The sequence below is a fragment of the Bacillus sp. 220_BSPC genome (assembly GCF_001054655.1).
Taxonomy (GTDB): Bacteria; Bacillota; Bacilli; order Bacillales; family DSM-1321; genus Peribacillus; species Peribacillus frigoritolerans.
Map to the genome: position 1 here is coordinate 20,401 of NZ_JVPL01000284.1, position 22,275 is coordinate 42,675.

The following is a 22,275-nucleotide window of genomic DNA, read 5'->3' on the forward strand; positions in this document are numbered from 1 at the left end:
TGCACCAAGATAGTAGCATCTTCATTTTAAGGTTGATTTTTTTCATGCCCGGAAAATATCCTTCCAATGGTCGGAATCTATATTTTGGTGGGCTGACCGACATGTTTAATCCCTGGTTAATATCCCCGATATGAAATTCTGATAACTAAGTATATTGATTAATGTGTTCGGCATTTACTAATAATCTACCCTCAAAAGCTTAATTATCCTTAAAAAAATTCATGTTTCTTTGTGATTAAACTTGGATTAACTTATAATTAAATTACGAGGTGAGATCATGCTACAGGATGAACGACTAGACGCCATTGTTCAATATTTAAACGAACACGAACGGATTGATATTGAAACAATTTGTAAAATAAATAATGTATCTAAAGATACGGCCAGAAGAGACTTAATCAATTTAGAAGAGATGAGGAAGATCATTCGAATACGGGGTGGGGCGAAAAAGGCTCTGCTTTCCAATGAAGTCCATAATTATGGTGAGCGCATGAACATGGCATCGGAAGCTAAAGGCAAGATCGGAAAATTTGCAGCTTCTTTGATAAACAACGGGGATCATCTTATTTTGGATGCCTCTACAACAGTTCAATTTGTAGCTAAATATTTAACGAGCCGGAACAACACTGTCGTGACTAATTCGATTAACATTGCCAGTGTATTAAGCCAGAGGGACGATATAAAAGTTAATTTATTAGGCGGAACATTAAGCACTAGACACCAAGCCATTTATGGTTCAAGAGCCATCAGGGACGTACAAGATTATAAGGTGAATAAATGCATCATTGGTACTTGCGGAATATCTGCAGAAGGACTGTCTACATCCATCGAGGAAGAAGGTCTCCTCGTTCACGAAATGATTAAGCGTTCTGACCAGGTCATTGTGATTGCAGATTCAACGAAGTTTAATAAAACTTTTTTTCAAAAGGTATGTGACTTAAACTCCGTTGATATAGTGATTACAGACAAAGAAGTACCAAAAAACATGCAGGAAATCTTAAATAAACATGTGGTAGAAGTGATTGTGGTTCCAGGTCATGAAAGAGACGAGTAATAGTTTTATGGGTTCGATTTACTGCTAATTATATTAAACTCATAACAGCGGTTAATGCTTAAATTGAGGATATACAATATAGTGTTGAACGAAAAGCAAAAAAGATATGTTTGTGAATCATGTAAAAAAATTTATGGAAAAAGAGCGCCCAAGAGGTGCTCTTTTTTCAGTGGATAGATTGATGAAGTTCTTTTTAAACATTTGTAAAGATGATTAGCTGTTCACTCCACATTGCTGGTAAGAAAATAAACCTTTTGGTATTTTCCTTCTGTATCCATTGCAGTCACTTACTTATTGCCTACTAATGAAGATGTTGATATGCTCCATTTCGATAGAAAGGGCCGTTGAAATTCCATTCATTTTACATGGAAAAATGGTAAAGTTAGTGGAGGATCCTCTCCAATCGGCTGTACAGGCGATTGGAAGGAGGGAAATCAAAAGATTAATAAATTAAATCATGGCTGTAGAAGTAATAATAAGAAGTAGAGGGACTTTATAAAAAGGCTTTGCGGAGGGGGAACTCATATGGGCAATTACTTATCAATCAGTGAAATGGCTACCATTCACAGTATCTCAAGGCAAACACTCATTTATTACGATAAGATCGGTTTATTTAAACCCGTACATATAGATGAACATGGTTATCGATATTATAGTGCCGTTCAAATTCCGTTTCTAAGGGAAATTTGCTTTTTGAAGTCGGTTGGCATCAAACTGAATGATATTAAGGACCATATAGGAAATCGCAATTTAACGACTGCCATGTCACTTTTGGAATTTCATCAAGAATTCATTGATAAAGAAATAAATGCCTTGATGAATACACGTACATTCATTCAACAGAGGTTAATGAAATATTCAGAAGCCAAAAATATTAAAAGTGAATTGGATAAACCTATTATCGAAGAATTTCCTGAAAGGCATGTATTATTTATACCATTTGAAAATGAATTGTGCCGAGAAGAATTACATTTAACGCTGATGAAAGCTTGGAATGTATTAAGTAAACATGAAATGCTTCCGTCTGAGGGATTTGGCACGGTTATTTTAAGGGATAAGCTTGGAACGGATGATGTTTTCGAGGGTGCGGGAATATATACTGCATTACCTTTTATAGATCCTGATATGGATAACATGATGACGTTGCCTGCTGGGCAATATGCATATGTATATAAATATGGAATGCCATATAACATTGAGTTTTTAAATGAATTGGTTCAATGGATCAGTGAAAATCACTATAGAATTATTGGGGACGTCGTGGATGCTTGCTTATTGGATACGACCTTTTACGAGAATGATAGTAGTGTTGATTTTTGTCAGCTGCAAATCCCTGTAGAGAAAATTACTTGAATTTTCAAATATCCATTGACTGTATAGTAGAAATACACTTTAGAATATCAATTGTAACCGATAACATATAGGTTATTTTAATGTAACTATACATAGGATACTGATCTTAAAGTGACAGGGGGATTTATTATGTCTGAAAAAATGAATAAAGTGACAGATTTACGTTCTGCGCTGGAACTACTGAAGTCGATTCCAGGACAATTGATTGAAACGGATGAACCAGTCAATCCTCATGCTGAATTATCTGGGGTTTATCGTCATGTCGGTGCTGGCGGAACAGTCATGCGTCCAACAAAAATCGGACCTGCCATGGTTTTCAATCATGTATTGGGACATGAAGATTCAAGCGTGGTGATCGGACTTTTAGCCAGCCGGGAAAGAGTCGGTCTCATGCTGGATACAAAACCGGAGCGACTGGGATTCCTTTTAAATGAAGCTGTAAAAAATCCAATTGATCCAATCACCATTTCAAATGATAAAGCGAAGGCTCAGGAAGTGGTTCACTATGCAGAAGATCCGGATTTCGATATCAGAAAATTAATACCTGCGCCTACGAATACAGAGGAAGATGCAGGCCCGTATATAACGATAGGCATGTGCTATGCCTCCGATTCAGAAACGGGTGAATCTGATATTACGATACATCGTTTATGTTTACAAAGTAAAGATGAGATGACCATGTATTTTGTTCCTGGACGTCATTTGGAAGTTTTTCGTGAAAAGGCTGAAAAAGCAGGAAAACCGTTACCGATTTCCATTAGTATCGGTGTTGACCCTGCTATTGAAGTCGCTGCTTGTTTTGAAGCACCAACGACACCCCTTGGCTTTAATGAGTTGAGTGTTGCAGGGGCGATCAGGAAAGAAGCGGTAGAATTGGTCCAATGCTTGACGATTGATGAAAAAGCTATCGCGAATGCTGAATATGTAATAGAAGGGGAATTGGTTCCCGGAGTGCGTGTTCGGGAAGATCAAAACACCAATACGGGAAAAGCAATGCCGGAATTCCCTGGTTATACAGGTTCAGCTGTTGCGGATCTGCCACTAATCAAAGTGAAAGCCGTAACGCACCGAGTCAACCCAATCATGCAAACAGTTATTGGTCCGAGTGAGGAGCATGTGAATATGGCTGGCATTCCAACTGAAGCAAGCATTCTGCAAATGGTGGAAAAATCCATGCCAGGAAAATTGTTGAATGTATATGCCCATACTTCAGGAGGAGGTAAATACATGGCTGTTCTTCAATTCAAGAAAAGTCAGCCAAGTGATGAAGGGCGCCAAAGACAAGCTGCACTATTGGCGTTCTCCGCCTTTTCTGAACTGAAGCATGTATTCATCGTGGATGAAGATGTGGATCCCTTCGATAGCAATGATGTTCTATGGGCGTTAAATACTCGTTACCAAGGTGATGTTGATACGGTTTTCATTCCTGGAGTGCGCTGTCACCCGTTAGATCCTACACAAGATCCTGCATACAGCCCTACCATTCAGGAAAAGGGGATTTCCTGTAAAACCATATTTGACTGCACAGTACCATTTCATTTAAAAAATGAATTTAAAAGGTCTGAATTTAAAGAGGTGGATCCAAGTCGATTCGTTCCTGGATTTTCCAATTCGTAAGTTTCTATAAAGTTTCGATTCAATGACTAATGTAAGGAGGGGAATTAATGAAAATCATTGTTGGGATAACAGGAGCGACTGGAGCCATTTTTGGAATTAGGATTCTTCAGATGCTTCAAAGCAGTGAAGTGGAGACCCATTTAATCATGTCCCCGTGGGCCCATGCCACCATTCAACATGAAACATCTTATTCTGTTAAAGACGTGGAGGGATTAGCTGATCATTCCTATTCCTACAAAGATCAAGCAGCAAGAATATCAAGTGGGTCTTACCGAGTTGATGGCATGATCGTAGCACCTTGCAGTATGAAAACGCTAGCTTCCATTCGCATGGGACTAGCGGATAATTTATTAACGCGATCTGCTGATGTCATGTTGAAGGAAAGAAAAAAATTATTACTAATGACTAGAGAAACCCCTCTGAATACGATTCATTTGGAGAATATGACGGCGCTTTCCAAAATGGGGACCATTATATTCCCTCCGATGCCAGCTTTCTATAATCATCCTGAGAATGTTAACGATATCATTGACCATCTTGCTTATCGGGCGTTAGATCAATTTGAAATCGATACTTACGGTGCGAAACGGTGGAACGGAATGAAATATCGCACCAAAATATAACAGATTGCTAGTGAATTAAGGAAAAAGGTGAAAAAATGAATGGGGTGGAAATGCCAGTAGAGGTATTCGACTTGTTAAATGGTAAAGATCTTGTCGACAAGCAGCATGAAGCCATGATGCTGTTGACGGTAAGTGAAGAAGGATGGCCGCATACTGCTATGGTTAGCGTGGGTGAGATCGTAGCGATAAGCAGGAAGGAATTAAGGATTGGCCTATGGCCGGATACTTCGACTACAGCCAATGTCATTCGTACCCATAAAGCCACGCTGGTTTTGTTTTGGAAAGGTAAAGCACAATATATTCGCCTTTCATTAGAGAGATTAAAAGAAATGCCTGATGCGCAATACAATAGAGAAAGATTCCACGCCAAAATAATAGAGGCACGGGAGGATATGGCTAAATATGCTGAAATAACCTCTGGAATTAAAATCGACTTGAAAAACCCTAAAGAAGTTGTTGAACGATGGAGCGCTACCATAGAGGACCTCCTTCAATAAAATCCCAGTTACCGACTTTAAGATAATAAAGGATTCAAAATAATCAAATTGTGATTGAAATAATTAGAACTTCATGTAAAATGGAATCGTTACATGTATTTATATCTTGCCTATTCATTAATCATTAAAAAATGCCCTTTTTTAATGAAAATTAATGAACTGACTGGCTATCTTAATTTCTCGATCAAGTTACCTTGATGTGAAGTTAAGATAGCTTTTTTTATTAAATAGCAGGATGGTTAATGTTAATAAACATGGAAATGGAGGAGTTGCTATGGAAATGTATGTAAAGGAATTGGGGGATCACAGAATCCAAATTGCTGATTATCCTGGAACGAAAGGGCCAATTATCGCCATACATGGTTTAACGGGTAATCATAAGCAAATGCATTATTATGCAGAAATGTTAAAGGGCGAGTACAGAGTCATTTCGATTGACTTGAGAGGGAGGGGGAATAGTTCAAGGGCAGATGTGCAGACTTCTCTATTCAAACATGCAGAAGATGTAATTGAGTTAATTCAAGAGTTAAAGATAAATAACCCGATTTTGATCGGGTATTCAATGGGAGCCTTCATCTCAAGCGTTGTAGCCAGCAAATTAACCTCGGTAAAGGCCCTGATATTATTGGATGGTGCGGCCAATTGCTCTCAACAACAAAGGGACATCGTACAACCTTCTCTAGGCCGATTAAGTAAAGAATATGACTCTCAAGAAAGCTATATTGCAGAAATTAAGGAAATATATAGCCGTTTGGGTATCAAATGGACGGATCACCTGCAAAGTGTGGCGGAGTATGAGGTTCATGAAGTGGATGGTCACTGGGAGAATAAATCATCAGAAGACAGCATTCTTAGAGATTTTGATAGTTTTTATTCTTTTGTCCCTAAAGAGATTTGTAGACAAATTTCCTGTAAAACGTTATTGGTGTATGCCAGTGGGAAAATAGGGGGATTTCCTCCATTATTTTATGAAGAAGCCTATGCTGATACGAAGAAATATACGCCTGATATCGAAATGATCGTTTCTACATGTAATCACTATACAATGGTTTTTGAAAAAAGGGTGGAGATTAACGAAGGAATAAAATCTTTCTTAAAAAGAATTTGATTTTTTTGAAGAAATTTTTTAAAAAAATATTGAAATTAACAGAAAATAGTGTAATATTAAGAATATATAAAAAACTTAATTATTGCCTATTCATTAGCTATTAAGAAATAACCTTTTTTAATAACAACTAGTGAACAACTGGCTACCTTAAACACCTGCTGTCATTTATTGATAGTAATGTTTAGGGTAGCCATTTTTGTCGTGATAATGTAAACGCTTAATGAATTTGGGGGTTTTATGGTTGAAAATCATTGATTTAACATTGGAACTTTACGATGGTCTAGTTACAAATAATGATTTACCTGCAATAGGCATTAAAGATGAACCTCTTGAACAAAAGGGGAAATCTGATTCACTTCCTAAAGGCTGCCGTTCCAAGTTGATTTCTTTTTCTGATCATAGTGGGACACATGTCGATGTGCCTTCACATTATTTTGAAAACGGGGAGTCGGTTGAAAACATCAATCTGGAGAATATGTTTGGTGATGCCCTCATACTGGATGTAAGCATGTTAAAAGCGACACATGAACCGGTTACGAAAGCTTTACTTGAAGAGGCGGAACGCAGGCAGGGGGTGTATGTAGAAAAAAACGATATCGTCCTCATCAGGACATGGGGGAAACCATGGGGGGAAGAAGGCTTTTTTGAAGCGCAGGCCTTAGATGATAGTGTGGCCCAATGGTTTATTGAAAAGCAAATACATATTGTCGGGTTGGATTTGCCCAATGCCGATTTGAACCAGGATTCAGAAAGCGGAATTCATCAAAAATTACTGAACCATGATATATATATCGTTGAAAATCTAGTGAATCTCGAAAAATTACCCAAACATTCCCGTTTTCTTTTCTTCGGGATTCCTTTAAAACTAAAAAATGCAACAGCTTCACCTATTAGAGCACTATCGATTCTTGACTCTCAATTAATTTAAAGAGGTGCAGACGAATGAGCGAAGGATTATTGTATTTCAAGGAAGTTTATGATGTGGTACCAGGCTGGGTACAAAAAATGCACGATTATAGCCCTAATGCACTTGATCACTATACCAACTTGCGCAGTAACATCATGCAAGAGGGAGCCTTGACGAAGAAGGAGAAAGATATATTACTGGTCGGCATGAATGCTGCAAGGTTGTATGAACGGAGTATGGTTTACCATACAAAAGGGGCAATCGATGGCGGGGCAACATTACCGGAACTGGTAGAATATCTAATAGTTTCATACTTATATAACGGAACAGAAGCATTAAAAACAGGAATGAAGTCTTTGGAGTATGCTCTTACACTTAAAGGCATTCGATATCCCGAAATAAGTGGCCATCAAGGAACAGCAGAAGAAATCCTGCTTTATATGATTGAACTATTAGGGGATGAGGAGACGGGATTCGTCTCGAATGTTTTGAAACTGGTTAAATCGGAAGACCAAAACTCCCTTAAAGATTATATATTAAGTGATTCAGTGGTTTCAAAAAGGCTAAAACATCTTCTGATGACAGGAATATTCATTACAGAATTAAAAGGGGAACAGGTTGGGGAATGGATGGAGGCGGCAAGGTTAAATGGGGCCTCGGAAGAACAATTAGCTGAAGTGGGTCTGATTTGCTTATTGACGGCTGGAATACCTGCTTGGTTTGAGGCAAGTGATTCATTGATTGAAAATAAGTAACGTGAGATTGGTGGGGAAAACATGACGAAAGTACATCAAGATATAGAAGCAGCTTTATCTTGTGTGAAGAACGGTCATACATTAATGGTAGGTGGATTTGGCTTGATCGGTGCCCCTCTTACATTAATAGATGGTTTGGCCAAAAAGGATGTAGCAGGCTTGACGGTAATCAGCAACAATTTAGGCGAGAAAGGAAAAGGGCTGGGAGTTCTCCTAAGCCAGAAGAAAATAAAAAAAGCGATCGGTTCTTATTTTACAAGCAATCGTGAAATTGGGGAGTTTTACCAACGCGGGGAAATTGAATTAGAACTATTACCACAGGGGACATTAGCGGAATCCATTCGTGCTGGCGGTGCTGGCATAGGCGGTTACTATACGAAAACGGGTGTAGGGACCGATTTAGCTAAAGGAAAAGAAGAAAGGGAAATAAATGGGGCTACATATATTTTTGAACCTGCCATAAGAGCAAATGTAGCTTTAATTAGGGCATGGAAGGCAGATACACTTGGTAATCTTGTTTATTATAAAACGGCGCGAAACTTTAATCCGGGAATGGCAACAGCTGCAGATGTCGTAATTGCGGAAGTGGATGAGATAGTTCAACCTGGAGAACTCCCACCAGAGGAGATTGTAACACCGCATCTATTCGTCGATGGAATCATTAAAGCAAAGAAAATCCTGACGAAGGAAGGTGTCAAAGTTTATGAGTGACAAAGAATTCATGCAAAATATGATAGCAAGACGCGCGGCAAAAGAATTGACGGGTCCTTGTATAGTGAACCTTGGAATCGGGATTCCGACTTTGGTTGCAAAGTACATTGATGATGAAAATGTTTTTTTCCATACGGAAAATGGATTGTTGGGAGTTGCTGATGTAGAGGAAGATGAAATCGATCCCAATTTAGTCAATGCAGGCAAGTTGCCAGTAGGGGAATCGATTGGTGCATCATTCTTTAATAGTGCTGAATCGTTTGCAATGATCCGTGGAGGACACATTGATGTTGCCATCTTAGGTGTTTTGCAGGTAGGTCAAACCGGGGAAATTGCAAATTGGGCGGTACCAGGCAAGAATATCATGGGTGTTGGAGGAGCGATGGACCTGTTGGTTGGCGCCAAAAAAGTGATCGTGACCATGACACATACAAGTAAGGAAGGTAAAAGTAAGGTTTTAAATGAATGCACCTACCCGATTACTTCCACTAGAAGCGTTGACTTGATCATCACCGAGTTGGCAGTCTTTGAAGTAATTGAAAAACAGTTGAAATTGATTGAATTGATGCCCGGAGTAACGATCGAAGAAGTAAGAGCAAAAACAGAAGCGGATTTTATCTATTAAATGTTAAAAAGGTGGATTAAATGAAAATACGTTCAGTTGATGTATACATTATTGATTTACCCACAATTCGTCCTCATCAGCTTGCCATGCATACGATCGTGGAACAAACGATCATTCTTGCCCGTGTCATGGATGAAGAGGGTGCGGAAGGTTGGGCGGAAGTGGCGACAATAGGCGGGGCTTCATATGGTGAGGGGACACCTGAGGCGATCAAAGTGAATATTGATACATATATCGCCCCGCTTATCATTGGAAAAAACCCCGTCCATTACGACAAAATCATGCATGAAGTTTCACTAAATGTTAGAGGAAACAATTTTGCGAAGGCTGTCGTTGAATCAGCCATGGTGGATTTAGTAGCCAGAAGGAGAAACATCCCTGCTTATGAATTATTCGGTGGACAAATTCATAAATCATTGCCGGTGGCATGGACTTTGGCAAGTGGGGATACGAGTAAAGATATCGAAGAAGCGAAAGAATCCTTACACCAAAAACGTCATAATATCTTTAAATTGAAAATTGGCAAAGGTAATCCATATAAGAATGTGGAGCATGTATTGAAAATTATTGAAGCCGTGGGAGATCAAGCACGCATTACGGTTGATGTTAATCAGGCATGGGATGAAACAACGGCTACGTATTGCATTGAAGCTTTACAGGAAGGCGGGGTTTCCATGGTCGAACAGCCGCTGCCAGCTTGGGATAATGAAGGGATGTCAAGATTGACCGATCGTTTTAAGGTCCCGATCATGGCCGATGAGTCATTGAATTCTTTACAAGATTCATTCCAAATAGCTAAACATAGAGCAGGTAATTCGTTCGCCTTGAAAATATGTAAACATGGCGGGATGACCCAAACGAAAAAAGTGGCTGCAATTGCTGAAGGTGTAGGTTTTGGTTTGTATGGAGGAACGATGATTGAATCATCATTAGGCACGGCCATTTGTGCACAACTTTATTCAACCATTCCCAAATTTGAATTCGGTACTGAATTATTCGGTCCGTTACTATTCAAAGAAAATATTACGCTAAACGAAATAAAATATGAGAATTATGAAATAATCATCCCGGATGGTCCAGGATTTGGCATGGAGATAGATATGGAAAAAGTAAAACATTTTTCAAGAGGTCTTTAATTAATATAAACTAAAAAGGGGATTATGGAAAACCCACTAGTTTATGCAAGTAATCTTGAGAGGATGTAGTTTTATATGGGACAGCCAACATTATTAATCACCGCCTATGCGAAGGCGCCGCAAAATACGAGCATGTATGAAAATTATAAATACGCTGGGATGGTATTGGAAATTCACAAGGAAAGTCACATCATCATTAATGCAGAATTTACGTTTTTAACAACTTTGGCCCAGGATTTTTTCAAGCGAATGATAGTTGGTTTTGATTTTAGTAAGGATATTGATTCTTTAATAGAGAATATTAAAACGGACTTTTTAGCTCCATCGCAGCAGTCGGTGATTGTTGCCCTGAAAATAGCTCACCAGAGATATAAGGATAGTTTAGAAGAAAGAAATAAAAATAGCAGGAGGTAGAAAATTGAGCAATGTAGTTATTATAGACTCGGTTCGCACCGCTATAGGGAAATTAGGGGGAGCATTGGAAAATGTTCCTGCCGATTTCCTGGCAGCTGCTGTCCTTGATGAAGTGATCAAGAGAGCGGATATTCCTAAAGAGAGTATTGATGAAGTGATTATGGGACAAGCCAAACAAAGTTCAGACGCTTCAAATTTGGCAAGAGTTGCATCACTCCGGGCAGGATTTCCTGTGGAAGTACCAGGTTATACCGTACACAGACAATGCGGATCCGGCATCCAGGCAATCAATTCTGCCAGTCAACAAATACAAAGCGGATTAGGAGATGTAATCATTGCAGGCGGAGCGGAATCAATGAGCACGGCCCCATACTATATGAGAAATATCCGTTTTGGATTGAAATCAGGGAATGGACAGTTATTGGACCCGAATACGGAAAGCCAGCCAGGATCACAGCCCATTGAAGATTACGGAATGTTAACGATGGGAATGACAGCAGAAAATCTCGCTGAAAAATATTCCATTTCAAGGACTGAACAAGATGAATTTGCTTTAAGGAGCCAAGAAAATGCAAGACGGGCAATTTCTACTGAAATATTCACGAAAGAAATCGTCCCCTATCAACTTAAAACGAAAAAAGGGTTATTGGAATTTAATGTGGATGAGCACCCAAGAGAAACCAGTCTGGAAAAGTTGGCAAGTTTAAAACCGGTTTTCAAGACAAATGGAACGGTGACCGCTGGAAATAGTAGTGGAAGAAATGATGGTGCATCCGCTATGATACTTATGTCGGAAGAAGCAGCAAAAAGGCATGGTAAAAAGCCGAAGGCAAGAGTGATCGCTCAAGCGGCAGCAGGCGTATCACCGAATTACATGGGGCTGGGGCCTGTCAACTCCACCTTGAAAGCGCTTCAAATGTCAGGGTTGAAACTGGATGATATTGATTTAATAGAACTGAACGAAGCCTTTTCTGCGCAAGCTTTGGCAGTTATCAAAGAATTGAAACTTGATATGAATAAGGTGAATCCTAACGGCGGTGCCATTGCCATGGGACATCCAATTGGTGCCACTGGTGCAATTTTAGCAACCAAATTGATACATGAGTTAGAAAGAACGGGAAAAAGATATGGGCTAGTCACACTATGTATAGCAGGTGGATTAGGAATCAGTACCATCATTGAAAATCAACAAATATAAAAACTTAAAAAAATTGGAGGAAGTATTATGAAGAATCAAAAAGTAATCGACGTTTATAATGGATTGGTAGTTAAATTCAAGGAATTAGTTAGTGAATATGAAATAGATCATAATGACTATCAAGCTCTTGTTGATTGGATGGATCAATTAGGCAGGGCAGGGGAAATTCCGTTATTTATGGATGTATTCTTTGAAACGCATGCACTTCAGGAAATGTATAAAAGCGTAAAAGGAACGGAACCTACTATTCTAGGACCATATTACATTGAAAATACGCCAGTCGTTCAAAATCCCGGAATGCTGCCACAACGAGAAAATGAACCAGGTGACGCCCTTTACTTCTCAGGATCTGTTAAAGATGTTAATGGAAATCCGTTGGCAAATACCAAAATCGATATGTGGCAGGCTGATGCAAATGGTGAATACTCCTATTTCGCTGAAGGTATTCCAAATGATAATTTGCGTGGTGTTTTTTATACGGATGCGAATGGTAATTTTGAAATAAAAACAGTTGTACCGGGTAATTATTCAATTCCAACAGATGGACCTTCCGGACAATTCTTAAAGTGGATTGATCATCATGCATTTCGTCCAGCACATTTACATCTCTTGTTCCAACCGGAAAATGGCGATAGATTAGTAACGCAAATATATTTTGAAGGCGATGAATATTTAGAAAATGATGTTGCACAAGGTGTTCGCGGAAGCTTAATTACGAAGTTGGAAAAACATTCAGGTGCAGAAAAAGGATTGAAAAATGATTATTATACGGCTCATTTAGATTTTGAATTAAGATTGCAAGATAAACCTGTTTTCAATAAAGCTGTCGTGAAAAACTAATCATCGCTAAGAATATGAAAGCAAAGAATCTCGAAAAAAAGGGTAGTTACATCTGATCTTTTCAAAATTATTTTAGACTGGGAGACCCTAATAAATGGTGTCTAGTATGTAATGAAAATAAAAAAGATAGTTTGTTGAACAATTTCAATTTTCATTATCTGATTTTTCCAATTTTTTTCCGAGTTCCTATTTTGGAACTCGGAAAATAAATTCGTAACGGATATTTTTTAAAATGATGGGAGGCGGAAAATGCGTAGTGTAATTGCTTCGGATATCATTGCTGTCAGTAAATTTAACCGCTTTCATTTACTTGTTTTTCTTTGGTGTTTTTATGCCATCGCTTTTGATGGGTATGAAATAGCGATGTACGGTGTGGGTTTGCCTTGGATGATGGAAGAGTGGGATTTAACTTCGATGCAGGCTGGGGCAGTCGGCAGTTATTCCTTATTCGGCATGATGATGGGCGCATTGATTTTAGCACCGATCTCAGATAAATATGGCCGGAAGAATGTTCTCGTCATCTGCATGATTTTGTTCAGCGTATTTACCTTGGGGGCAGGGATTGCACCCAACCTCACATGGTTTACCGCCATGCGTTTCATAGCGGCAATAGGCATGGGAGCTTTGATGCCGAATGTTATATCGCTAATGACTGAATATTCCCCAAAACAAAATCGGGCCATCATTGTAGCTGCGATGTATTGTGGCTATTCAATCGGCGGAATCCTGGCATCGTTAGTGGGAATGTATATCATTCCTTATACGGATTGGCGTGTATTATACTTTATTGGGATTTTGCCATTACTTACACTTCCAATATTCATGAAGCAGTTTCCTGAATCCCTTTCCTACTATCTAGCAAAAAAGGAATTTGGTAAGGTTGTTGAAATCCTTAATAAGGTCAAACCAGAAGGGGATTTTAAAGAAACTGACGATTTCAGGCTTAGTGAAGCTGAACAGAGGGGGAAAGGATCTCCAGTAAAAAAACTATTCACGAATAAACGGGCATTCAGCACGATTTCCATATGGATGGCTGTGTTCTGTACATTGATGATGGCTTACGGATTAAATACATGGCTTCCAAAAATGATGCAGGATTCTGGATTCAGTATCACCTCAAGCCTTTCATTTAACCTGGTTTTATGCCTTGGTCAAATAGGAGGCTCCTTAATCGGCGGTTATTATGCGGGGAAAATTGGGCATCGTAAAATACTTGTTACACTATTCTTTTTAGGGGCCGTTACCTTTGTCGCATTGAGCGCTACGACTAATACCATCGGAGTATATTTACTTATTTTTATGGGGGGTGCATGTACTGTTGGTGCCATGAACTTAGCCAATCCGTATATCACAGAATATTACCCCCGTGAAATCCGTACGACGGGTATGGGCTATTCGCAAGCTATCGGCAGGATCGGCTCCATTCTCGCTCCTACTTTAATTGCCTTTCTTCTATCAACAGGCATGGATCCGAAGGTGGCTTTTGCTACATTTGCCCTGCCAAGTATCATCGCAGCGGTCGGTTATATTCTGGTCCAAGAAAAACATGGATCTTTTGACAGGGTAGTCAAGGAGGACACTGAAGAGGTAGAATCAGAGAAGACTGTAACTATTTAACGAAATGATTCACAATTCGGAATACATCCCCTTGGTTGTTTAACTTTGCAACAAGGGGATCTGCAATTCAATGTTTATAGGGAAACTCAGATTGATAAGTGATTGCAGGAAACATATAAGCATTTATGAAATTTCAATAAAATTTAGTAGAACGATGTACTAATGTTGGGCATTAGGTTAGGGGGAAAAATATTGAGCTCAGAATTAAAGGCAATAATAGACGATCGCACATCGGAACTGGTAACGGACGGATCAAAAAAAGGAAAACAGAAAACTGTTCGATGGTTCATCTTATTTCTAATTGCTTTAGTCACTTGTATTAATTACATCGACCGTGCCATCATTTCGCTTGCTGCTCCGAATATTCAAGCCGATTTACAAATAGATCCGGCTTTGATGGGAATCATATTTTCCGTATTTGGCTGGAGCTATACCTTCTCCATGCTATTCAGCGGCTACTTTCTTGATAGATTCGGTCCTAGAAAGGTATACACGGCTTCCCTCATTTTATGGTCTGTATTTACATTCATGGTAGGAACCGCGAAAAATATATCGTCACTTATTACATATCGCATAGGGCTTGGTGCCTTTGAATCTCCTTCCATACCTACTAATGCCTGGTGTGTATCCGAGTGGTTTCCTAAAAAAGAACGTGCAACTGCTGTAGGGATTTATACGGGTACCCAATATATTGGGCTAGCCTTCCTGACTCCAGTCTTTACTTGGATCATCATAACCTTTGGCTGGAATTACCTGTTTTATATCGCCGGAATTATTGGGATTCTTATTGGATTTGTTTGGTATGGATTCTATCGGAACCCTAGGGAGCATAAGCGGATTTCTCAGGAAGAGCTAAATTATATCAAAGAAGGCGGGGGAATGATCGGAACTGAAGAGAAGCATCCTTTCTCCTGGAAACGAATAGGCCAACTGCTTAAACACCGTCAAATTTGGGGAATGTTCATCGGACAATTTTCGATTCAAACTACTTTGTTTTTCTTCATGACTTGGTTTCCATCCTATTTGATCGATGAAAAGGGAATGACGATGTTAAAAACCGGAATTTATGCGAGTATCCCTTACATTGTTGCCATATTAGGAACTCTAATTGGCGGCCGATGTTCCGATTGGATGCTGACTCGCGGTGTATCAACAGGATTGGCACGTAAACTGCCCATTATTGTCGGATTGTTATTGTCTTGTTTGATTCTGGGGGGGAATTATACGGATTCACCAAACATAGTCATCACCTTTATGGCGATAGCATTCTTTGGACAGGGGATGGCATCAACAGTTACCGGTGCCCTTTTAGCTGATATTGCACCGAAAGGAATGGTAGGCCTAACGGGCTCCTCACTATATTTCGTAGCTAACATTGGCGGGGCATTATCTCCGTTAATCGTCGGTTTAATCATAAGTGCGACACATTCTTATGCAGCAGCGCTAACCTTCATATCCGTAGTGGCCCTAATTGGCGCTTTTGCATATATCTTTCTTATCGGAAAAGTCCAGCGTATAGAAATCACGATGAAAAACTAAATGGAGAAAGGCGGAATTACATTGAAACTGAGTTTATGCACGACAGGATTTAAAGAATGGGACATAGAGGAAATAATAAATTGGCTGCTTCCGTTGCAAGCGGATGTTAAAGGACTTGAATTATGGAATAAACATATAGAACGATTTCAGGAGAAGCACGGACCACTGGACAAATTGGCCAAATTACTTGAAACCAATGATCTACAAATACCTTCCATTAGTGGATATACGACTTTTTCGAAACTCTGGAACCAAAAAGAACATCAAAATGAAATCAATCAAGCAAGAAAATTGTTAGATATGGCTCATCAATTAAACTGCCCATTAATACGGACGTTCGCAGGCCATATAGCTTCAAGGAATGCCTCACCAGAGCAATGGTCGGAAACGGCTACCGAATTAAATAAATTAGGGCAAATGGCAGATCTCTATGGAGTGGATGTAGCAATAGAAATTCACTATGACTCCTTTGCGGATAACCTCGAAGCCATTCAAAAGCTTTTAGAAGATATTGACCATCCACGGATAAAACTGATTTTCGATGGTGCTAACTTATACGTTGATCAATTGAATCCGAAAGAGGTATTGGAATCCATCTTCCCCCATGTCAGCCATGTACATTTAAAAAATTATCACTTCGATCATAAAGAGCGTTATAAAAACAAACCAGCACCCATTTTTAGTGGAGACGTTGACAATCTTCGCTTACTAGAAGAATTGAGAAAGCGAAATTATACTGGCTTTGTTTCTCTCGAGTATTTCGGTCAGGAAGGAATGCCTAACTTGCTTGCCTCATTAGAACAATGGAAACAACAACTGACATATTGATTGCTTCGCGTATTTTACATGAAGATATATGTGGGATTTCAACTTTTATTTAAATGATTCTATTCTCTTAATGAGCAGGATATCCCACCCTGGCAGTCGAACATCAAATAGTTAAAGAGCGGACTGATTAAAAGAAGCTGAATAGGAGGGTGAATATGCAGAATCATGAGCTGGAACAAGTCATAAAAAATGCGGACAGGGCCATAAATAATGAGGATTTCGATCATTTAATGGAGTTCTATTCAGAGGATGCGACCTTAGTTGTCAAACCTGGAACGGTCGCAAAAGGGAAAGATGAAATTCGCCGGGCATTCATAGCTATCGCTGAATACTTTAATCATAGTTTAATCGTCAATCAAGAAAAGATGGCAATAATCGAAACGGGTGATACGGCATTGGTTGTGGCACAAGCCAAGCTAAGTGCCAATCAAAAGGACGATTCCGAATTCTCGATGGAAAGAACAGCGACATATGTTTTTAAAAAGGATTCCACGGGTACATGGCGCTGTATAATCGACAACTCTTATGGTGCTGAAATAATTAAGAATTGAAGTAATTAGCTGCCGTAAATGGTGGCTTTTTATTTTTTAAGAATAATCTTCTATCTCATTCTGGAAACAATTGACGACTCACCCCTTTTAGACTTGAAGTTCGATACGGCAAGTGGCAGAATAATAATTTCCGATTGTGCCCATTAATAACAAAGACTACAATAAAAAAATAATGTACGACAAAACAAGAAGACGAGATCCTTAAGATATCGCCGTCTCATTTACCACGGGTTAATATTCCTCAATGGTCGCTTATTTTAAAGCTGATAAACTTCTGCTCCATCATTTCCTGCATCGCATATTTGACGCCTTCCCGGCCAACACCGCTGTCCTTCCAGCCGCCATAAGGCATATTGTCAATTCGATAAGTTGGGATATCATTGATTACGACTCCACCTGTTTCCAAGCGTTCCGCCGCATAAAAAGCTCGTTCTATACTCGGAGTCATCACTCCTGAGTTCAAACCGTAACGCGAATCATTTGCATCATTGATGGCATCATCCAGCGTATCGAAAGGGAAAATGCAGACAATCGGACCAAATACTTCGAAACGAAATACTTTTGAGTCACGATTTACATTGGTTAAAACGGTAGGCAATAGTACATTGCCTTCCACTGTACCGCCGCACTCAATTTTTGCTCCTTCCTGTACTGCCTCATCAATCCAACTTTGTAACCGCTCCAATGATTTTTTTGAAATCACCGCTGTAATATTTGTATTTTCCTCGAGAGGTGAACCGATGACAAGCTGTTTTGTGGTACTGACGAAACGATCTAAAAATTGTTGGTATAGTGATTTGTGGACATAAATCCGTTGAATCGAGATACAAACCTGCCCATTATTCGTAAATGAACCCATTACACTTCTTTGAATAATTTGATCGATGTCGACTCCTTCATCAATGATGAAAGGGGAATTGGACCCGAGTTCAAGTGTAAGCTTACGGAAGCCTGCCTGCTGCTGGATAAGGTGTCCGACCTCTACACTGCCTGTGAAAGTCACTTTTTTTACATGTGGATGGGTCGTCAAGGCTTCACTTAAAACATCGCCTTTGCCAGGTATGATGTTCAATACTCCATCCGGCAACCCGGCTTCTTTAAAAATATCGGCAAGAACCAGTGCGCTCAATGGGGTTTGTTCGGCAGGTTTTAACACAATCGAATTTCCAGCGGCAATAGCTGGACCCACTTTATGGGCAACCAGATTAAAGGGAAAGTTAAATGGGGTAATCGCGGTAACGACGCCAATCGGGGTGCGAACCGTGAAGCCAAAACGGTTTACCCCACCGACTGCCGCATCCATCGGGATCTGTTCTCCATAATTGTTCTTGGACGCTTCTGCAGCAAAACGATAGGTCTGAACCGTACGATTCATTTCTTCACGAGCATTTCGAATCGTTTTCGCCGCCTCCAGAGAAATGATTCTTGCAAGTTCTTCACTGCGTTCTTCCATGATTGCAGCAGCTTTAAATAAAATTTCTGCTCGTGCATGAGCCGGGTAGGATCGGTATTTCTGAAAAGCAGCATTTGCCTCCACAATCGCCTCAATGGCATCCGCTGGTTCAGCCTGTCCGATTTGTGCAATTTCTTCGTTTGAATGGGGGTTATATAATGGCTCATATGATTTAGCCTCCCGCCATTTACCACCGATCCACAATTGCCACTTTTTCTTCATCTGAAATCCCTCCAATAATATCTGCTTCTATAATTTACAAATATAATCACCTAATGTTTTCGAGAGCTTTACATTTTCCGAATAATCGACATCCACATCAATCAAGACAATTTCCTGACTCGAAAGCGCTTCTTCCAATGCAGGTAGCAATTCATCGGAGTGGGTTACTTTCACTCCTTTAACCCCAAAACTTTTTGCGAACCCTAAAAAGTCTGGATCTGTAAATTCAATGGCATTCGTACGATCAAATTTATTCAATTGCTTCCATTCAATTAGGCCGTATTTTGAATCATGGAAAATGACTATCACGAAGGCAAGACCTAGACGTTTTGCCGTTGCCAATTCAACTCCATTCATCAGGAATCCACCATCCCCTGTAACCGCAATGACAGGTTTATCAGGCTTTGCCAATTTGGCTGCAATTGCGCCAGGAATGGCAATTCCCATCGATGCAAAGCCATTAGAAATGATCGTATGATTAGGGATTTCCGGCTGATACATCCGGGCAATCCATAATTTATGGGCACCCACATCCGAAATGACAATGGCATCACCCTTTTCCGCCCTTTTCAAATCGGCAATGATTCGCTGAGGGATGATTGGGCTTCCTGATACATCATCCGAAGAATGAAATTTTTCAATGATTTGGGACCTTAACCTTTTCACTTCTGGCCAAAGTTCTTTTTTTTCTACACCAGTCGTCAAGGCTTCAAGTGCCTCGCTAACGTTCCCGACCAATTCTGCTTGAACGGGGTAATAGGCATCAATCTCGGCCGGTCGAGCATCAATATGAACAATCGGGTTCATTGCCTCATCGTTCCAATACTTTGGCAAATACTCGACGAAATCATAGCCGACGGTGATAATAAGATCGGCCAAATCAAATCCGCATAGAACATAATCCCTTGCTTGCATCCCTACTGTAAAAAGGGACAATGGATGGTCGGAAGGTAAAACTCCTTTGGCCATGAACGAATTTACAACGGGAATTTGCTTCTCTTCTGCAAATTTCCGCAAAACCTCAGAAGCTCCATCACGGATCACGCCATTACCAGCTAAAATAATAGGCTTTTTAGCGCGATTTATTAATTCGACGGCTTTTTTGATTTCTTCCTCGGCTGGGCGGGATCTAGGCATTGGTGTAACCGGAAGAGGTTCCCCTTCTGTATCCATCATCGCCACATCTTCCGGAAGTTCTATATGAACAGCTCCCGGCTTTTCAATGACAGCCGTTTTAAATGCTTTACGGATAATTTCCGGAATCGTATGAGGCACCTTAATTTGTTGATTCCATTTCGTTACTTCCTCGAAAACGCCAATAATGTCCACATATTGATGCGACTCTTTATGAATGCGATCAAGGCCCGCCTGACCTGTAATCGCGACAACAGGGGAATAATCCAGATAAGCACTTCCTATCCCTGTCAATAAATTGGTTGCACCCGGTCCCAATGTGCCCAAGCAGACGCCTGGCTTTCCAGTTAGCCGGCCATAGATGTCTGCCATAAAAGCTGCAGCTTGTTCATGATGAACCAATATAAATTCAATATCAGAGCTTATTAGAGAATCAATAAGATCCGTATTTTCCTCACCAGGTATCCCAAAAATAAACTGAACCCCTTCATTCTCTAAACATCTTACAAACAAATCAGATGCCTTCAAATTATTCCCTCCTCGACCATTTCAATTTCTTTCCTTATATGTTGGCTTTGCCCTCTAGAAATTATGTACTTGCGTGTATGAAAAACCATTTCGAGCATTTGCGGCTCTAAACTAGGAGGGGGAATATGGAAGTCGGATGGGTTTCGTGAAAAAAAAATTTCTGCAGTTTGATAAAAAGTGCTTAAGCATGGTATAAGTGTAAAGGAAGCAGGGACATTCTGCTTTTTAATTTTGGGATAAGGGGTAGCCTGGTAACCCATAATGAAAGGATTGGAATTTGAATATGATAGATAATTTTTGGCGTGATCTACCACGACCTTTTTTTATACTGGCACCAATGGAAGATGTGACCGATGTAGTTTTTCGCCATGTAGTGAGTGAGGCAGCCAGACCTGATGTGTTTTTTACAGAGTTTACAAACACGGAGAGTTATTGTCACCCAGAGGGCATCCGCAGTGTACGTGGGCGTTTGACTTTTACAGAGGATGAACAACCAATTGTAGCCCATATATGGGGGGATAAGCCTGAATACTTTCGGCAAATGAGCATAGGTATGGCGAAACTAGGCTTTCGGGGTATTGATATCAATATGGGCTGTCCTGTACCTAATGTGACACAGAATGGGAAGGGAAGTGGCCTTATCCGTCGTCCAGAAGTTGCAGCAGAATTAATACAAGCAGCAAAAGCAGGAGGATTGCCCGTAAGTGTAAAGACAAGGCTTGGTTTCACGGATGTGGACGAATGGCACGACTGGCTAACACACATATTGAAACAAGACATTGTTAATCTCTCCATTCATCTGCGTACAAGAAAGGAAATGAGTAAAGTGGATGCTCATTGGGAACTAATCCCGGAGATTAAGAAACTTCGTGACCAGGTGGCACCAGATACGCTCTTGACGATCAATGGGGATATCCCTGACCGTCAAACTGGCTTAAAGCTCGCTCATCAATACGGTATTGATGGGGTTATGATTGGGCGTGGTATATTCAATAATCCATTTGCCTTTGAAAAAGAACCGAAGGATCATAGTAGTAAGGAATTGCTTGATCTCTTAAGGTTGCATCTGGATCTCCATGATAAATATTCAAAATTAGAGCTACGTTCATTCAAGGCTCTTCATCGCTTTTTTAAGATATATGTCCGTGGGTTTCGAGGGGCAAGTGAATTAAGAGTTCAATTAATGAACACAGAGTCAACAGATGAAGCGCGTGCATTGCTCGAAAACTTTGGGTCAAACAATCTTGATGGGATGGGGGAACAGTAGAATTGTCCCCATTTAAGGTAAAAGCGTAGTAGGATGTTAAACAGCTGTGCCCCAAAATCTTTTTACTAAGCTGTTAATTGAATAATGTGAAGGCGGTATTGAACCCCACACATTCCCACCAATTTTTGCTTTCTATGTTTGTTATTATAGTAATCTATATTAGGTTTTAAATTGGCAAATAAAAAACATGTAAACTCTTCAATATTTTAGATATACAAGTTAAAACAAAGATAAACGGGACCCAAGGCTCAAATCCTTTAAATTAAAGGGGTTTGGGTCTTTTTATTTTGGCTTACTG

General features: G+C 39.9%; 21 protein-coding genes. 19 read left to right on the top strand and 2 right to left on the bottom strand.

Annotation, left to right across the window (positions count from 1 at the left end):
• Positions 1-277: 277 nt before the first annotated feature.
• The 18 genes from ADA55_RS22485 (at position 278) to ADA55_RS22570 (ending at position 17,373) form a co-directional block, all read left to right on the top strand.
• Complete coding sequence (locus ADA55_RS22485; protein ID WP_048687683.1) at positions 278-1,054, top strand: DeoR/GlpR family DNA-binding transcription regulator; 777 nt, start codon at positions 278-280, stop codon at positions 1,052-1,054.
• Positions 1,055-1,579: 525 nt separating this feature from the next.
• On the top strand, positions 1,580-2,407 hold the full coding sequence (locus tag ADA55_RS22490) for a MerR family transcriptional regulator (RefSeq protein WP_048687684.1): 828 nt from the start codon (positions 1,580-1,582) through the stop codon (positions 2,405-2,407).
• Positions 2,408-2,536: 129 nt separating this feature from the next.
• A complete protein-coding gene (locus tag ADA55_RS22495) occupies positions 2,537-4,024 on the top strand; it encodes a UbiD family decarboxylase (protein ID WP_048687685.1) in 1,488 nt (495 codons plus the stop codon).
• A 47-nt stretch (positions 4,025-4,071) separates the two neighbouring features.
• Complete coding sequence (locus ADA55_RS22500; RefSeq protein ID WP_048687686.1) at positions 4,072-4,647, top strand: non-oxidative hydroxyarylic acid decarboxylases subunit B; 576 nt, start codon at positions 4,072-4,074, stop codon at positions 4,645-4,647.
• A gap of 35 nt (positions 4,648-4,682) precedes the next feature.
• Positions 4,683-5,144: a pyridoxamine 5'-phosphate oxidase family protein gene (locus tag ADA55_RS22505; protein ID WP_048687687.1), complete on the top strand. Its 462-nt coding sequence runs from the start codon at positions 4,683-4,685 to the stop codon at positions 5,142-5,144.
• A 274-nt stretch (positions 5,145-5,418) separates the two neighbouring features.
• Positions 5,419-6,252 (top strand): alpha/beta fold hydrolase, encoded by an 834-nt coding sequence (locus ADA55_RS22510; protein WP_048687688.1) that lies wholly within the window; start codon positions 5,419-5,421, stop codon positions 6,250-6,252.
• Between the two features lie 241 nt (positions 6,253-6,493).
• Entirely contained in the window at positions 6,494-7,180 is a 687-nt protein-coding gene (locus tag ADA55_RS22515) for a cyclase family protein (protein WP_048687689.1), read from the top strand.
• Positions 7,181-7,194: 14 nt separating this feature from the next.
• Positions 7,195-7,914, top strand: coding sequence for a carboxymuconolactone decarboxylase family protein (locus ADA55_RS22520; protein ID WP_048687690.1), 720 nt, complete (start codon positions 7,195-7,197; stop codon positions 7,912-7,914).
• A 21-nt stretch (positions 7,915-7,935) separates the two neighbouring features.
• A complete protein-coding gene (locus ADA55_RS22525; protein WP_048687691.1) occupies positions 7,936-8,625 on the top strand; it encodes a CoA transferase subunit A in 690 nt (229 codons plus the stop codon).
• Positions 8,618-9,250 (top strand): 3-oxoacid CoA-transferase subunit B, encoded by a 633-nt coding sequence (locus tag ADA55_RS22530; protein ID WP_048687692.1) that lies wholly within the window; start codon positions 8,618-8,620, stop codon positions 9,248-9,250. The genes ADA55_RS22525 and ADA55_RS22530 overlap by 8 nt, the downstream gene beginning before the upstream one ends.
• A gap of 20 nt (positions 9,251-9,270) precedes the next feature.
• The gene (locus ADA55_RS22535; RefSeq protein WP_048687693.1) at positions 9,271-10,386 is read left to right on the top strand and encodes a muconate cycloisomerase family protein; all 1,116 of its coding nucleotides are present in this window, start codon (positions 9,271-9,273) and stop codon (positions 10,384-10,386) included.
• A gap of 75 nt (positions 10,387-10,461) precedes the next feature.
• Positions 10,462-10,800, top strand: coding sequence for a DUF3870 domain-containing protein (locus ADA55_RS22540; protein ID WP_048687694.1), 339 nt, complete (start codon positions 10,462-10,464; stop codon positions 10,798-10,800).
• 4 nt (positions 10,801-10,804) lie between these two features.
• Positions 10,805-11,998 carry a thiolase family protein gene (locus ADA55_RS22545; RefSeq protein ID WP_048687695.1) on the top strand — a complete coding sequence of 398 codons (1,194 nt, stop codon included), beginning with the start codon at positions 10,805-10,807 and terminating at the stop codon, positions 11,996-11,998.
• A gap of 27 nt (positions 11,999-12,025) precedes the next feature.
• Positions 12,026-12,838: a dioxygenase gene (locus tag ADA55_RS22550; RefSeq protein ID WP_048687696.1), complete on the top strand. Its 813-nt coding sequence runs from the start codon at positions 12,026-12,028 to the stop codon at positions 12,836-12,838.
• Positions 12,839-13,087: 249 nt separating this feature from the next.
• Entirely contained in the window at positions 13,088-14,455 is a 1,368-nt protein-coding gene (locus ADA55_RS22555; protein WP_048687697.1) for an MFS transporter, read from the top strand.
• Positions 14,456-14,647: 192 nt separating this feature from the next.
• Positions 14,648-15,994 (top strand): MFS transporter, encoded by a 1,347-nt coding sequence (locus tag ADA55_RS22560; protein ID WP_204375315.1) that lies wholly within the window; start codon positions 14,648-14,650, stop codon positions 15,992-15,994.
• Positions 15,995-16,015: 21 nt separating this feature from the next.
• A complete protein-coding gene (locus ADA55_RS22565) occupies positions 16,016-16,822 on the top strand; it encodes a sugar phosphate isomerase/epimerase family protein (protein ID WP_065421209.1) in 807 nt (268 codons plus the stop codon).
• Positions 16,823-16,977: 155 nt separating this feature from the next.
• Positions 16,978-17,373, top strand: coding sequence for a YybH family protein (locus ADA55_RS22570; protein WP_048687699.1), 396 nt, complete (start codon positions 16,978-16,980; stop codon positions 17,371-17,373).
• Positions 17,374-17,614: 241 nt separating this feature from the next.
• Here ADA55_RS22570 and ADA55_RS22575 read toward each other — a convergent pair whose 3' ends face one another.
• Positions 17,615-19,048 (bottom strand): aldehyde dehydrogenase family protein, encoded by a 1,434-nt coding sequence (locus ADA55_RS22575; protein ID WP_048687700.1) that lies wholly within the window; start codon positions 19,046-19,048, stop codon positions 17,615-17,617.
• Positions 19,049-19,075: 27 nt separating this feature from the next.
• Positions 19,076-20,710, bottom strand: coding sequence for an acetolactate synthase large subunit (locus tag ADA55_RS22580; protein ID WP_048687701.1), 1,635 nt, complete (start codon positions 20,708-20,710; stop codon positions 19,076-19,078).
• Positions 20,711-20,993: 283 nt separating this feature from the next.
• Between ADA55_RS22580 and ADA55_RS22585 the strand changes: the two genes are divergently transcribed.
• Positions 20,994-21,977, top strand: coding sequence for a tRNA dihydrouridine synthase (locus tag ADA55_RS22585; RefSeq protein ID WP_048687702.1), 984 nt, complete (start codon positions 20,994-20,996; stop codon positions 21,975-21,977).
• Positions 21,978-22,275: the final 298 nt, after the last annotated feature.

Excerpts from the sequence above, each read along its gene's own strand:
- ADA55_RS22485 (WP_048687683.1), top strand. The coding sequence starts at position 278 with ATGCTACAGGATGAACGACTAGACGCCATTGTTCAATATTTAAACGAA.
- ADA55_RS22490 (WP_048687684.1), top strand. The coding sequence starts at position 1,580 with ATGGGCAATTACTTATCAATCAGTGAAATGGCTACCATTCACAGTATC.
- ADA55_RS22495 (WP_048687685.1), top strand. The coding sequence starts at position 2,537 with ATGTCTGAAAAAATGAATAAAGTGACAGATTTACGTTCTGCGCTGGAA.
- ADA55_RS22500 (WP_048687686.1), top strand. The coding sequence starts at position 4,072 with ATGAAAATCATTGTTGGGATAACAGGAGCGACTGGAGCCATTTTTGGA.
- ADA55_RS22505 (WP_048687687.1), top strand. The coding sequence starts at position 4,683 with ATGAATGGGGTGGAAATGCCAGTAGAGGTATTCGACTTGTTAAATGGT.
- ADA55_RS22510 (WP_048687688.1), top strand. The coding sequence starts at position 5,419 with ATGGAAATGTATGTAAAGGAATTGGGGGATCACAGAATCCAAATTGCT.
- ADA55_RS22520 (WP_048687690.1), top strand. The coding sequence starts at position 7,195 with ATGAGCGAAGGATTATTGTATTTCAAGGAAGTTTATGATGTGGTACCA.
- ADA55_RS22525 (WP_048687691.1), top strand. The coding sequence starts at position 7,936 with ATGACGAAAGTACATCAAGATATAGAAGCAGCTTTATCTTGTGTGAAG.
- ADA55_RS22530 (WP_048687692.1), top strand. The coding sequence starts at position 8,618 with ATGAGTGACAAAGAATTCATGCAAAATATGATAGCAAGACGCGCGGCA.
- ADA55_RS22535 (WP_048687693.1), top strand. The coding sequence starts at position 9,271 with ATGAAAATACGTTCAGTTGATGTATACATTATTGATTTACCCACAATT.
- ADA55_RS22540 (WP_048687694.1), top strand. The coding sequence starts at position 10,462 with ATGGGACAGCCAACATTATTAATCACCGCCTATGCGAAGGCGCCGCAA.
- ADA55_RS22550 (WP_048687696.1), top strand. The coding sequence starts at position 12,026 with ATGAAGAATCAAAAAGTAATCGACGTTTATAATGGATTGGTAGTTAAA.
- ADA55_RS22555 (WP_048687697.1), top strand. The coding sequence starts at position 13,088 with ATGCGTAGTGTAATTGCTTCGGATATCATTGCTGTCAGTAAATTTAAC.
- ADA55_RS22570 (WP_048687699.1), top strand. The coding sequence starts at position 16,978 with ATGCAGAATCATGAGCTGGAACAAGTCATAAAAAATGCGGACAGGGCC.
- ADA55_RS22575 (WP_048687700.1), bottom strand. The coding sequence starts at position 19,048 with ATGAAGAAAAAGTGGCAATTGTGGATCGGTGGTAAATGGCGGGAGGCT.
- ADA55_RS22585 (WP_048687702.1), top strand. The coding sequence starts at position 20,994 with ATGATAGATAATTTTTGGCGTGATCTACCACGACCTTTTTTTATACTG.